The following is a 12,168-nucleotide window of genomic DNA, read 5'->3' on the forward strand; positions in this document are numbered from 1 at the left end:
TCAACCTTTCTGAACAAGCTTGTTCCGGACCTCAGCCATCCCTTGAGCATCCAACTCGATCCAAAGATGCTGCTTGCCGGCAATCTGCGCCGCCACCGGCAAGCCGTCCCGATACACCAGCCGATTACTCGCCAGCGCCGGCACTTTCGCCCCCGGCAGCAAGGTGCCGGCCAGGTTCAGCGGGTCGACCCCGCACACCGCCACCAAGCTGCCATCGGTGGGGCGGCGGCGGGTTTCGCGCAGCAACGGAATCGCTTCGGGCAGGGCGAACTGTTCCCCCGCCAGGCCGCTGACAAACCGCCCGCCGCGAATCTCGCCCCGCGCCTCCAGGCGATGGAACGTGCGCAATAGCTCGCGCCAACTCGGCAGCCACTCGGCCTCCCGCTCCAGTAAGCGCCAGAACACCACGCCGTAACGGCGCAGCAGGGTCATGGCGATGTGTTCCAGGGTCTGCGGCGCGGTGGGCGCCGGGCGGTGGCCTTCCACGGGGGCGGGTTGGCTGCGGCGCAACAAGGCCCAGCGCCCGGCGTCGTCCATGCCGCCGACAAACGCGCCGCGCCCGCGCCGGCTGCTGCGGGCCTGGCGTTTGCTGGCCGGGGTGATCAGCGCGCGCAAGCCGGCAAAGCTGTCGGCATTCACCAACCCGGCGCCCACCAGTTCCTGCAAGGCGATTTCCAGTTCGCTGCGCAGCAGGTGGGCTTCATGGGCCAGTTCATCGAAAAACAGCGCGCCATGCTCCCTCAGGGCCTGATGGACTTTCTGCGTCTTGGGTGACAACTCATCAAGGGCTGTTTGCCCGGCCAGGCTGCTCCACAACGCCACCTGGCTGCGCGGCAGCAACACCACCGGCGTACTGCGCAGGGCACTGGCGGACGGCTTCTGGCGCGCGCTCAGGCGCGTCCATACCCACTTGCCGCTGCGGCACAACTCATCGAGCCAACTGGGTGAATAGTCCTTGATCCGCCCGGGCAACAGGTCGCTGTCCCAGGCCGAGGCGGCGGCCGGGTAGCCTTCGAACTGGCCGAGGATCGACGGCAGCACGGCATTGCCCCGGCCCTGGGTGGACGACGACAGGTGCTGCCAGTCGAACAGGAACCGCATGAAGTCCTGCAACATCACCGGCTCGATTTCCCGGCGCAGGCGCTTGACCGTGTAGCGATGGATCCGCGCCAGCAAATGCCGCTCGCACCATTCCTCCTGCCCGATGCCCGGCGTGAAGCGCCCGCGCAGCACGTAGCCTTGCTGCTCGAGCTGCGCCAGGGCCTGGGTGACCTGCGGGGTCGATAACCCCAGCGGGTAGGCGATGGCCTTCAACGGCAGCGGACCGAAGGCACTGAGCCGGGCGCGGAGTACTTCCACCAGGGCTTCGTCGACGTTCCAGGCTTCATCGAAATCGGCCGGTGGGGTCAGAGCCGGTTCCCAGCGAGCCTGTGGATAAAGGGCTTGCAAGCAGGTCAGGCGCTCCAGCGGTACCCACAGACCCCGCTCGGCGCTGATCTGTATGTGGCTGGCGCGACCACTCGCGGCCAGTGCCTGCAGCCAATCCCGCCACGATGGGTGGGCGTCGGCTTCGCTGTCGGCGATGCAGGCCAGGCTCATCAAGGCTTCGTGCATCTCATCGAGATTGGCCGGCGTCGGCCAGGCCTCATCCCGGACCGACTGGATGGCTTCGGCGTCCAGCGCGCCAAGGTCGTCGGTGGATTGTGGATCGCTCCAGCGCCGGTTGATCACCGCCTGGGTCCGCCGTTCTTCCAGCGGCGCGTCGTCGAGAAAGGTGTAGGGACGGGCGCTGAGGATTTCTGCCGCCAGCGGCGAGGGCGCCGGCAGGTCGCGGCTGATCAGGCGAATCTGGCCCGCTTCCATGCGCCGCAACAGCGTCAGCCAACCTTCGCTGTCCATGGCTTCGTGCAGGCAATCGTCGAGGGTCTGTTCCACCAGCGGGTGATCGGGGATCTCCCGCTCGCCGGCGAGGTTTTCCAGGCAGGCGATCTGGTCCGGAAACACACTGGCGATCAGGTCTTCGCTTTTCATCCGCTGGATCTGCGGGGCGACTTTGCGCCCGCCGGTGTAGCGCGGCAGGGCCAGGGCCACGCCGGCGTTCCAGCGCCAGCGCACGCCGAACAGCGGTGCATCCAGCACCGCCTGGACCAGGATCTGTTCGGCGCTGTGGCTGTTCAGGTAACGCCAGACCTCGTCCAGTTCGAAGCTGTGGCTGGTGGACAGCGAGAGCACGATGGCGTCTTCACTGGCGGCGGCCTGCAATTCGAAGTTGAAGGTGCGGCAGAAGCGCTTGCGCAAGGCCAGGCCCCAGGCGCGGTTGATGCGGCTGCCGAAGGGCGTGTGGATGATCAGTTGCGTGCCGCCGGACTCGTCGAAAAACCGCTCCATCAGCAGCGTGTCCTGGGACGGCAGGGCGCCGAAGGCTTGGCGCGCCGGGGCCAGGTAATCGACCAATTGTTCGGCGCTGGCGAGGTTCAGGCGCAAGGTGCCGGTCAGCCAGTCGAGGGCCGGTTGCAGGTTGCCCGGCGTGGCGCCGAGCAGGTGGTCGAGCTGGGCTTGCAGGCGAGCCACGGCCCAAGACAACTCGTCGCTGCGCCCCGGGGCCTCGCCGAGCCAGAACGGAATGGTCGGCGGTTGGCCCTGGGCGTCCTCGACCCGCACGCGACCGGTCTCGACGCGGATGATGCGGTAAGACGTATTGCCCAGTTGGAACACATCGCCAGCAATGCTCTCCACCGCGAAGTCTTCGTTGACGCTGCCGATGTTCAAGCCCTGGGGTTCGAGCAGCACGCTGTAGTCGGCGTTGTCCGGAATGGTGCCGCCGCTGGTCACCGCCGTCAGTTTGCTGCCCCGACGCCCGCGCAGGGTCCGGGTCACGGCGTCGCGGTGCAGGTAGGCGCTGCGCACGCCCTGGCGGCCATTGAGGCCTTCGGCGAGCATCTGCAACAGCGCCTGGTAATGCCCTTCGTCCAGCTCGGCGTAGGGCGCGGCGCGGCGGAAGGTCTCCAACAGCGCCTGTTCCGGCCATTCCTGGCAACTGACTTCGGCGACGATCTGCTGGGCCAGCACATCCAGCGGCGCCTTGGGGATGTGCAGGATGTCGAGTTCGCCGCGGCGCACGCAATCGAGCAGGGCGGCGCATTCGATCAAGTCGTCGCGGGTGGTGGCGAACAGGCGGCCCTTGGGCGTGCCGCCGACCTGGTGGCCAGAGCGTCCCACTCTTTGCAGGAACGCCGAGATCGAACGGGGCGAGGCAATTTGGCAGACCAGGTCGACATCGCCGATATCGATGCCCAGCTCCAGGGAGGCGGTGGCGATCAGTACCTGCAGTTCGCCGCGCTTGAGGCGTTGTTCGGCGTCGAGGCGAAACTCCTTCGCCAGGCTGCCGTGGTGGGCGGCCACGGCGTCCTTGCCCAGGCGTTCGCTCAGATGACGACTGAGGCGTTCGGCCAGGCGCCGCGTGTTGACGAACACCAGGGTGGTGCGATGCGCCCGGGCCAGCTCGGCGAGACGGTTGTAGACCAGCTCCCACACGTCATTGGCCATCACCGCCGACAGCGGCACCGGTGGCACCTCGATGTCCAGGTCCCGGGGACGGGCGTGGCCGATGTCGACGATTTCACAGGCGCGGCCTTCACCGACGAGAAACCGTGACACCGCTTCGATGGGCTTTTGCGTGGCCGACAGGCCGATGCGCATCAGGGGTTCGGCGCACAGGGCTTGCAGGCGCTCCAGGCTCAAGGCCAGGTGGCTGCCGCGCTTGCTGGCGGCGATGGCGTGGATTTCATCGACGATCACCGTGCGGGTGCTGGCGAGCATCTGCCGGCCGGAATCGGAACCGAGCAGCACGTAGAGCGATTCAGGCGTGGTCACCAGGATGTGCGGCGCGGTCTTGCGCATTGCCGAGCGGTCTTTTTGCGGCGTGTCGCCGGTGCGTACGGCGGTGGTGATCGGCAAGGGTGGCAAGCCCATTCGTTGCAACTGCTCGGTGATGCCGGCCAGGGGATTCTGCAGGTTGATCTGTATATCGTTGCTCAGGGCCTTGAGCGGCGAGACGTAGACCACCAGGGTCTGGTCCGGCAGGCCGCCTTGTTCCAAGCCGCGGTGCACCAGGTCATCGAGCACCGCGAGAAACGCGGTCAAGGTCTTGCCCGAGCCGGTGGGTGCCGCGACCAGCACCGAACGCCGCTGGCCGATCAACGGCCACGCCCGGGCCTGGGCGGCCGTGACCGCCGGGAAGGTCTGGCTGAACCAGGCGCGAACGGCGGGGTGAAAGCCTGCCATGGCGTGGTCGGCTGCAAGGGGCAGATTCATAGGGCAGTTTATGCGGACGGAGCGGGGGAGATGCAAGTATCGGCTGAGAGATCCATCGCCTGTCAGGGCCTCATCGCGAGCAAGCTCGCTCCCACACAAGATATCAGTGCCTATGCGATCCCTGTGGGAGCGAGCTCGCTCGCGATAGCGGCATCAAGGCGCACACAAATGCCGGATCCACACTTTACGGGTGACGGTTGCGCACTAAACCCGCAAAATGCAACGATTCCGGCAACGCCTGCGGGCGTTGTCGACCCAATTTTTTGTGCCAATAGAGTGGGCCTGCTGACTTTATGCGAATGCGCCTTATGTTACTGGGCGGCGGAAATGCCCTTGGGCAGGCGCTGATTCGCCTCGGTGCAGAAGAAGACATCGGTTTTCTTGCCCCCCGCCCGCCCGAAGACGGCTGGGATGCCGCGAGCCTGACGCAACTGCTCGACGACACCCGCCCGGACGCCTTGATCAACCTGGCGTACTACTTCGACTGGTTCCAGGCCGAGGCCGTCAGCGAGCAGCGCCTGGCCAGCCAGGAGCGCGCTGTCGAGCGTCTGGCCGGGCTGTGCCAGCATCACAACATCATCTTGCTGCAACCGTCGAGCTATCGAGTGTTCGACGGTTCCCGTGCCACCGCCTACAGCGAGAAAGACGAGCCCGTGCCCCTGGGCGTGCGCGGCCAGGCGCTGTGGCGGATCGAGCAAAGCGTGCGCGCCACCTGCCCGCAGCATGTGTTGCTGCGTTTCGGCTGGCTGCTGGACGACAGCGCCGATGGTACCCTCGGCCGTTTCCTGGCCCGGGCCGAGCAGCCCGAAGAACTGTTGCTGGCTGACGACCGCCGGGGTAATCCGACGCCCGTGGACGATGCCGCGCGGGTGATCATCTCGGTGCTCAAGCAGCTCGATTGCGCGGCGCCGCTGTGGGGCACCTATCATTACGCCGGGCATGAGGCGACCACGCCACTGGCGCTGGGCCAGGCGATCCTCACCGAAGCCCGCGCCCTGCATCCGCTGGCCATCGAGTCGCCCACGCCCCAGGCTCATGCCGCACGGCCGGACGCCGCGGAGGAACCGCAGCACGCGGTGCTGGCCTGCAAGAAAATTCTGCACACTTTCGGGATCAAGCCCCGCGCCTGGCGCGCCGCACTCCCGGGCTTACTGGATAGGTTTTATCGCCATGGCTGAAGGCCCTGTTTTAATCACCGGCGGCGCGGGTTTCATTGGTTCGCACCTGACCGACGCCTTGCTCGCCAAGGGGCATGCGGTGCGCATCCTCGATGACCTGTCCACCGGCAAGCGCAGCAACCTGCCGCTGGACAACCCGGCGGTCGAACTGATCGAAGGCGACGTCGCCGATGCCGCGCTGGTGGCCCGGGCCATGGCCGGTTGCAGCGCCGTGGCGCACCTGGCGGCGGTGGCCTCGGTGCAAGCCTCGGTGGACGACCCCGTGCGCACCCACCAGAGCAATTTCATCGGCACGCTGAATGTCTGCGAAGCCATGCGCCAGGCCGGTGTGAAGCGGGTGTTGTTCGCTTCCAGCGCAGCGGTCTACGGCAACAACGGCGAAGGCGAGTCCATCGACGAAGAAACCCCTAAGGCCCCGCTCACGCCCTATGCCTCGGACAAGCTGGCCAGCGAGTTCTACTTCGATTTCTATCGCCGCCAGCACGCGCTGGAACCGGTGGTGTTCCGCTTCTTCAACATCTACGGGCCGCGCCAGGATCCGTCATCGCCGTACTCCGGGGTCATCAGCATCTTCAGCGAACGGGCACAGAAAGGCCTGCCAATCACTGTATTCGGCGACGGCGAGCAGACCCGTGACTTTGTCTATGTCGAAGATTTGGTGGACTTGCTGGTGCAGGCCATCGAGAAGCCCGAGGTGGAAGTGGGCGCGGTGAACGTCGGCTGGAACCAGGCCACGACCCTCAAGCAGATGCTCCAGGCCCTGGCCGCCGTGGTGGGCGACCTGCCACCGATCAGCTACGGCCCGGCGCGTTCCGGTGACATTCGCCATTCCCGGGCCGACAACCACCGGTTGTTGGAGCGCTTCAGCTTTCCTCCGCAAACACCGATGAGTGTGGGGTTGGCGCGGTTGCTGGGGCGCTAAAACTGTGGGAGCGAGCTTGCTCGCGATAGCGCTGGGTCAGTCAGCATCATTGCTGGCTGATCCACCGTCATCGCGAGCAAGCTCGCTCCCACAGGGATATTCGTACCTTTAAGTTCGGCTTAGAACTTGTAGCCCAACCCCACCATGTAGATGAACGGATCCACGTCGACATCCACCTTGGCCCGGGTACCGCCGGCCACGGCGTTGTTGTCCACATAGGCGGTGGTATCGATGTCGATGTAGCGGATCTGGCCGTTGATCATGATGTTGTCGGTCAGCATGTAGTCGGCACCGACTTGCCAGGCCATGCCCCAGCTGTTTTTCGCCCGGAAGTTGCTGAAGCCATTGGCGCTGGCTTCGCTGCCCACGTGTTCGTCGTAGATCCAGGTGTAGTTGATACCGGCGCCGACATAGGGCTGGAACGCCGACTTGGCGTCGAGCGGGTAGTAGACCAGGCTCAGTGTGGGCGGCAGGTGCTTGAGGGTGCCGAGCTTGCCATTGGCCGCGCCGAGGGCGGTGCCTTTGATTTTCACGTCGTGCTCGAACGGCGAGGCCGCCAGCAGTTCGATACCCCAATTGTTGGTCAGCATGTAGGCGAAGTTCAGGCCCAGTTGCGTGTCGCTGCTCATGGTGGCCTTGCCACCCAGGTCGGCGCCGGCCAGCGGGCCACGGTCGACCTTGACGCTGGAGCTGTCGGCCTCTGGATTGACGGTGATAGCGCCGGCGCGAACGATGATGTCACCGGCCGTATGGGCCTGGGCGAGCGGGGCTGCGAGCGCGAGGGCAACGAGGGAAGCGCTGAGCAAGGACTTGTGCATGGGGGCTCCAGAGGACATTTCAAAATTGATGTCCCATGGTACGGAGCCGCCTGGCCCGGTCTTTTGACACAGCTCAATGAGTCTTGGTCGATTAATTGACCCAGCTCAATGAAATGATGATGAGCAAGCCTTGACGGCCCCATCGCGAGCAAGCTCGCTCCCACACAGGTCGCATAGGCACTGAGATCTCCTGTGGGAGCGAGCTTGCTCGCGATAGCTATCTGACGGACTGCCCATCACCACCCGATTCACTCCGGCAACTCATACACATAAATCTTCTGCGCCTCCATCTGATACCCAGCGTCGGCCAGTTCACTGGTGGACGGCTTGACCTGCATCGGCCCCTCGACCCAATACGGCTGGTACAACTCGTCGAGCTTCACGCCGACCTCGCTTTTCACATGCACGATCTGGTTCGACGGCGGTGGCGGCACGTGGATGCAGGCGCCGAAATACGGCACCAGCAGGAAGTCCGTGGTGCGACCTTCCTCACTGACTTCCAGCGGCACGATGTAGCCCGGCAAGCGAATCTGCTGGCCATCGAGGGCCTTGACCACCGGCGCGTTGGGCAAATCCTGCTTGGCGGCTGGAGCGGACTCGGCGGCCAGAGCGTCGCTCATCTTCGACAGGTCGTGCAGCGGCGTCATGTTCGGTACTTCCGGCGGTGCGTCCGGCGGGATCATTTCCGACCAGGCCAGGTCCCTCGGCTCGGCCGCCCACAGCGGCAGGGCGACCATCATCAACAGCGCTAGCAGGGCGCGGGGCATCTTCAAGGTCCTCATAGACGGATCGACAGGCCGTCGGCCAACGATTGGCGATACGCGCGCCAGGCCGGCACGCTGCCCATCAGCAGGGCGGCGACCAGGATGCCAGCCAGCAGCGTCCATTCATATTCGCTCGGCCACGCCAGTGGCAGGTACAGGCCATAGGCCGACTGCACGTAGCCCTGGGCGGCGGCGATACCGATGTACAGCAACGCCAGCCCGGCGGTGACCCCGGCGAGCGCTAGGGCAAAGGCTTCAAGTACCAGCAGCGTCGCGATATGCCACGGCCGCGCGCCCACCGAACGCAGGATCGCCATTTCCCGGCGACGCTCGTTGAGGCTGGTGAGGATCGCTGTGAGCATGCCGATCAACCCGGTCAGGACCACGAACAGCGAAATCACGAACAAGGCCTTTTCCGCCGTGCCCATCAGGCTCCACAACTCCTGCAGTGCTACGCCAGGGAGGATGGCCAGCAGCGGTTCGCCACGGAACTCATTGATCTCGCGTTGCAAGGCAAAGGTCGAAATCTTGCTGTTGAGGCCGAGCATGAACGCGGTGATCGCTTGGGGCGTGAGGTCCATGTTACGGGCTTGGTCGGCGCTGATGCGCCCATTGCCCTGGGCTGGCACGCCGTTCTTCCAGTCAATGTGAATCGCCTCCATGCCGCCGAGGCTGATGTGCAGCGTGCGGTCCACCGGGGTGCCGGTGCGCTTGAGAATCCCGACCACGGTGAAGGGCTTGTCGTCATGCTTGACCAGGCTGATCGCCGCCACGCCGTGGGCCAGCACCAGCTTGTCACCGAGCTTGTAGTGCAGCGCCTCGGCCACTTCGGCACCGAGCACCACTTCGAACGGATCGGTGGCGAAGGCCCGGCCATCGGCCAGTTCCAGGTGTTGCTGGCGGCCGTACTGGTAATGCTCGAAGTAGGCCTCGGTGGTGCCCATCACCCGATAGCCGCGATGAGAATCGCCCAGGGACATGGGGATCGCCCACTTCACTTTCGGGTTTTGGGCGAACTGTTCGAAGCTGTCCCAGCGGATGTTGTTGGTGGCGTTGCCGATGCGAAACACCGAATACAGCAGCAGGTTCACCGAGCCGGAGCGGGCTCCGACGATCAGGTCGGTGCCGCTGATGGTGCTGGCGAAACTGGCTCGCGCTTCGGTGCGCACACGTTCCACCGCCAGTAGCAGACAGACCGAGAGGGCGATGGCAAACGCGGTGAGGATCGCGGTGAAGCGGCGGTTCGCCAGGCTGGCCATGGCTAGACGGAACAAATACATCTCAGACCTCGAGTGGCGTGGCGGCGCGATTGAGATCGGCCAGCGAGAGGTGGCGGTCGAACAGCGGCGCCAGGCTCTGGTCGTGGCTGACGAACAACAGGCTCGACCCGGCCTCGCGGCATTCGGCGAACAACAGCCGCAGGAAGTTTTCCCGGGCGTCGTAGTCCAGGGCTGAAGTCGGTTCGTCGGCGATCACCAGTTCCGGTTGACCGATCAAGGCCCGGGCGGCGGCGACCCGTTGTTGCTGGCCGATGGACAACGAGTCGGCGCGACGCTCCAACAGGTTCGGGTCGGTCAAGCCCAGGTGGGCCAGCAGCGTGGCGGCCGCTTGATCGATACTGCCATGGCGCTGGGTGGCCCGCTGCGCGCGCAGTTTCGAGAAGTGGCAGGGCAGTTCGACGTTCTCGCGTACCGAGAGAAACGGCAGCAGGTTGAACTGCTGGAAGATGTAGCCGGTATGGTCCACGCGAAAGCGGTCGCGGCGGCCGGCGGCCAGTTCGCTGAGTTCCTGGCCGAGCAGGCGGATGCTGCCGCGATCCGGCGTTTGCACCCCGCCCAACAGCCCCAGCAGCGTGGTCTTGCCGCTGCCACTCGGGCCCTTGAGGAACAAGGTTTCACCCGCTTCCAGGCGAAACGCCGGGATATCCAGCAAGGGCGGATGCCCGGGCCAACTGAAGCCCAGGTCGGACAGTTCGATGAGTGCTTGGGTCATGTTTGTCGCTTCAAAGTGGAACCTGCGGGAGACCTGTGGGAGCTGAGCTTGCTCGCGATGAGGCCATCACCTTCAACTTGGATGTTGACCGTTGGACCGCTATCGCGAGCAAGCTTTGCTCCCACCAAGCTCGCTCCCACATCGGGTTTGCGGTGAATCAGAATTTCAGGGTTGGCGCCTTGGCCGTCACTTCCACGCCTTGTTGGCCACTCGGGCTGATCAGTTGTACCTGAATTTTCTGGGTGGCCGGGAAGGTTTTGAACAGTGTCGCCAGGTCCAGGTTCTTCAATGTACCAGCGGCGGCGCAGGTGAACTGGTAATGGGCATGGATCTCACTGTGCTCGTGATGTTCGTCGCCATCGGCGTCCTCATCATGGTCTTCGTGGTCCGGTTCATCGCCGAACAACGGGCTTTCCAGTTCCTGTTGGGCCACGGTGCACTTGGCGGCGGCCGGCAGGTTGAACAGTGCCAGCGGCTTGTCCAACTGCGCCCGTACCGCGGCGACCTTGGCCTTGTCGGCATCGCTGGTGGCGGCGTGTTCGAAGCCCACCAGGTTCATCGCCGGGCTTTCCAGTTCCAGCTCCAAGGTCTGACCATCCAGTGCCGCGTTCAGTCGAGCAACGCCGTGTTCATGGGCACCGAGGCTGCCATGTTCGTGATCATGGTCGTGGTCATGCTCCACCGCCGCATGAGCGACGGCCAATGGCAGCAGGGCGAACGGCAAAGCGAGAAGCAGACGACGCATGACGAGTCTCCGAAAAGGTTATGTAATCTTATAACGAAAGTGCGGAGAGTTTGACCGTCTGCTTGGCGTCGCGCAAGGGCCATGGGAGCATGCGTACATGAAATATTCAGGAGCACGGTGATGTTGCGGATACGCGGAACCGTCGGCGAGTGGCCGGTGGACTTGACGATCGAAATGGATGAGGGCGACTGGGCGCAGCTCGGCGCGCAGTTGCAAGTGGCCAAGTCCGAAGGCACGGCGGCACCGGCGGCCAAACCGACGAACCAGGACGATGCCCAATGGCAGATCGCCAAGGAACTGCTGCGCAAGGCCGGCCAACTGAGCGGTCCGGACCTGCTGGAGCAGCTCGAAGGCCTGACCGGAAGTGCCTCGGCGGGCAAGCGCCTGTTGGTGCGCCTGCGCCATAGCTCGGATGTAAAAGTCATCAGTGGCGGCGACACACCACTCTATAGCTGGCACGAAACCGCGTAGGAGCTGACGAGCGAAGCGAGGCTGCGATCTTTCCCCTGACGCTTGAGTCTCAAGCGAAAGATCAAAAGATCAAAAGATCGCAGCCTTCGGCAGCTCCTACAGGGGAGTCAATACAACGCCGCGAACAGCTTGCGGCGATAGGTCGTCACCAGCGGGTGATCGTTGCCCAGCAGTTCGAACACTTGCAGCAAGGTCTTGTGGGGCAGGCCTTCGCTGTAGCCGCGGTTACGCACGAACAGCTTGAGCAGCGCATCCAGGGCCGCTTCGTACTGTTGGCGCGCCAGTTGCTGGATCGCCAGTTGGTACACCGCTTCGTCGTCTTGCGGGTCTTTCGCCAGGCGCGCCTTGAGATCGGCGGCGTCCGGCAGGTGCTTGGCCAGGCCGAGGAACTGGATCTGCGCCTTGGCACCGGCGAGGGCGGCCTTGTGCTCATCGCTTTTCACCGCGTCGAGCACCGTCTGCGCTTCGTCCAGCTCGCCGCGCTCGGTCAGGCAGCGGGCATACAGGATCAGGGCCTTGGCGTTGGTGTTGTCTTCACCCAGCAAGACGGTGAGCACGGCTTCGGCGTCGGCGAAGCGACCGTCGTCGAACAGCGCCTGGGCCTGTTCGAACGGGTCGGCGGCGGCCGGCGGTGGCATCTGCACATGGGGTTCGAGCATCGTGCGTACCGCCGATTCCGGCTGGGCACCGGCAAAGCCATCAACGGGCTGACCGTCCTTGAACAACACCACCGTCGGCAGGCTGCGAATGCCGAAGCGGGCCACAATGTCCTGCTCGATGTCGCAGTTGACCTTGGCCAGCAGCAATTCGCCTTGATAGCTCTCGGCAATGGTTTGCAGCATTGGCATCAGAGCCTTGCACGGCGCACACCACTCGGCCCAGAAATCCACCAGTACCGGTTTGTGGAAAGAGTTCGCGATCACCGATTGGTCGAAATCGGCCGTGGTGGCGTCGAAGATGTAGG

At 64.5% G+C, this 12,168-nt stretch carries 10 protein-coding genes; 3 read left to right on the forward strand and 7 right to left on the reverse strand.

Annotation, left to right across the window (positions count from 1 at the left end; genetic code table 11):
- Entirely contained in the window at window positions 1-4,314 is a 4,314-nt protein-coding gene (locus J4E53_RS09555) for a DEAD/DEAH box helicase (RefSeq protein ID WP_103308236.1), read from the reverse strand.
- A 293-nt stretch (window positions 4,315-4,607) separates the two neighbouring features.
- Here J4E53_RS09555 and J4E53_RS09560 point away from each other — a divergent pair, with 293 nt between their 5' ends.
- Window positions 4,608-5,492 carry a sugar nucleotide-binding protein gene (locus tag J4E53_RS09560; RefSeq protein WP_060740408.1) on the forward strand — a complete coding sequence of 295 codons (885 nt, stop codon included), beginning with the start codon at window positions 4,608-4,610 and terminating at the stop codon, window positions 5,490-5,492.
- Window positions 5,485-6,414 (forward strand): NAD-dependent epimerase/dehydratase family protein, encoded by a 930-nt coding sequence (locus tag J4E53_RS09565; protein ID WP_060740409.1) that lies wholly within the window; start codon window positions 5,485-5,487, stop codon window positions 6,412-6,414. Before J4E53_RS09560 ends, J4E53_RS09565 begins: the two co-directional genes overlap by 8 nt.
- A 119-nt stretch (window positions 6,415-6,533) precedes the next feature.
- Here the strand turns inward: J4E53_RS09565 and J4E53_RS09570 are convergent, their stop codons facing one another.
- The 5 genes from J4E53_RS09570 to J4E53_RS09590 form a co-directional block, all read right to left on the reverse strand.
- Window positions 6,534-7,232: an OmpW family protein gene (locus J4E53_RS09570; protein WP_060740410.1), complete on the reverse strand. Its 699-nt coding sequence runs from the start codon at window positions 7,230-7,232 to the stop codon at window positions 6,534-6,536.
- 248 nt (window positions 7,233-7,480) lie between these two features.
- A complete protein-coding gene (locus tag J4E53_RS09575; RefSeq protein ID WP_025215734.1) occupies window positions 7,481-7,999 on the reverse strand; it encodes a DUF3299 domain-containing protein in 519 nt (172 codons plus the stop codon).
- A gap of 11 nt (window positions 8,000-8,010) precedes the next feature.
- Window positions 8,011-9,276, reverse strand: coding sequence for an ABC transporter permease (locus J4E53_RS09580; RefSeq protein WP_060740411.1), 1,266 nt, complete (start codon window positions 9,274-9,276; stop codon window positions 8,011-8,013).
- A gap of 1 nt (window position 9,277) precedes the next feature.
- Window positions 9,278-9,988, reverse strand: a complete 711-nt coding sequence (locus tag J4E53_RS09585; protein ID WP_103311299.1) for an ABC transporter ATP-binding protein — start codon at window positions 9,986-9,988, stop codon at window positions 9,278-9,280.
- Window positions 9,989-10,145: 157 nt separating this feature from the next.
- Window positions 10,146-10,733, reverse strand: a complete 588-nt coding sequence (locus J4E53_RS09590; RefSeq protein WP_103311301.1) for a DUF2796 domain-containing protein — start codon at window positions 10,731-10,733, stop codon at window positions 10,146-10,148.
- A gap of 120 nt (window positions 10,734-10,853) precedes the next feature.
- Between J4E53_RS09590 and J4E53_RS09595 the strand changes: the two genes are divergently transcribed.
- Window positions 10,854-11,204, forward strand: a complete 351-nt coding sequence (locus tag J4E53_RS09595; RefSeq protein WP_103311303.1) for a hypothetical protein — start codon at window positions 10,854-10,856, stop codon at window positions 11,202-11,204.
- A 107-nt stretch (window positions 11,205-11,311) separates the two neighbouring features.
- Here the strand turns inward: J4E53_RS09595 and trxA are convergent.
- A partial coding sequence (gene trxA, locus J4E53_RS09600) for a thioredoxin (RefSeq protein ID WP_207268130.1) occupies window positions 11,312-12,168 on the reverse strand: 857 nt, incomplete at its 5' end.

The organism is Pseudomonas sp. FW305-28, assembly GCF_017351395.1.
Classification (GTDB): Bacteria; Pseudomonadota; Gammaproteobacteria; order Pseudomonadales; family Pseudomonadaceae; genus Aquipseudomonas; species Aquipseudomonas fluorescens_AA.

Excerpts from the sequence above, each read along its gene's own strand:
- J4E53_RS09555 (WP_103308236.1), bottom strand. The coding sequence starts at position 4,314 with ATGAATCTGCCCCTTGCAGCCGACCACGCCATGGCAGGCTTTCACCCC.
- J4E53_RS09560 (WP_060740408.1), top strand. The coding sequence starts at position 4,608 with ATGCGAATGCGCCTTATGTTACTGGGCGGCGGAAATGCCCTTGGGCAG.
- J4E53_RS09565 (WP_060740409.1), top strand. The coding sequence starts at position 5,485 with ATGGCTGAAGGCCCTGTTTTAATCACCGGCGGCGCGGGTTTCATTGGT.
- J4E53_RS09570 (WP_060740410.1), bottom strand. The coding sequence starts at position 7,232 with ATGCACAAGTCCTTGCTCAGCGCTTCCCTCGTTGCCCTCGCGCTCGCA.
- J4E53_RS09575 (WP_025215734.1), bottom strand. The coding sequence starts at position 7,999 with ATGCCCCGCGCCCTGCTAGCGCTGTTGATGATGGTCGCCCTGCCGCTG.
- J4E53_RS09580 (WP_060740411.1), bottom strand. The coding sequence starts at position 9,276 with ATGTATTTGTTCCGTCTAGCCATGGCCAGCCTGGCGAACCGCCGCTTC.
- J4E53_RS09585 (WP_103311299.1), bottom strand. The coding sequence starts at position 9,988 with ATGACCCAAGCACTCATCGAACTGTCCGACCTGGGCTTCAGTTGGCCC.
- J4E53_RS09590 (WP_103311301.1), bottom strand. The coding sequence starts at position 10,733 with ATGCGTCGTCTGCTTCTCGCTTTGCCGTTCGCCCTGCTGCCATTGGCC.
- J4E53_RS09595 (WP_103311303.1), top strand. The coding sequence starts at position 10,854 with ATGTTGCGGATACGCGGAACCGTCGGCGAGTGGCCGGTGGACTTGACG.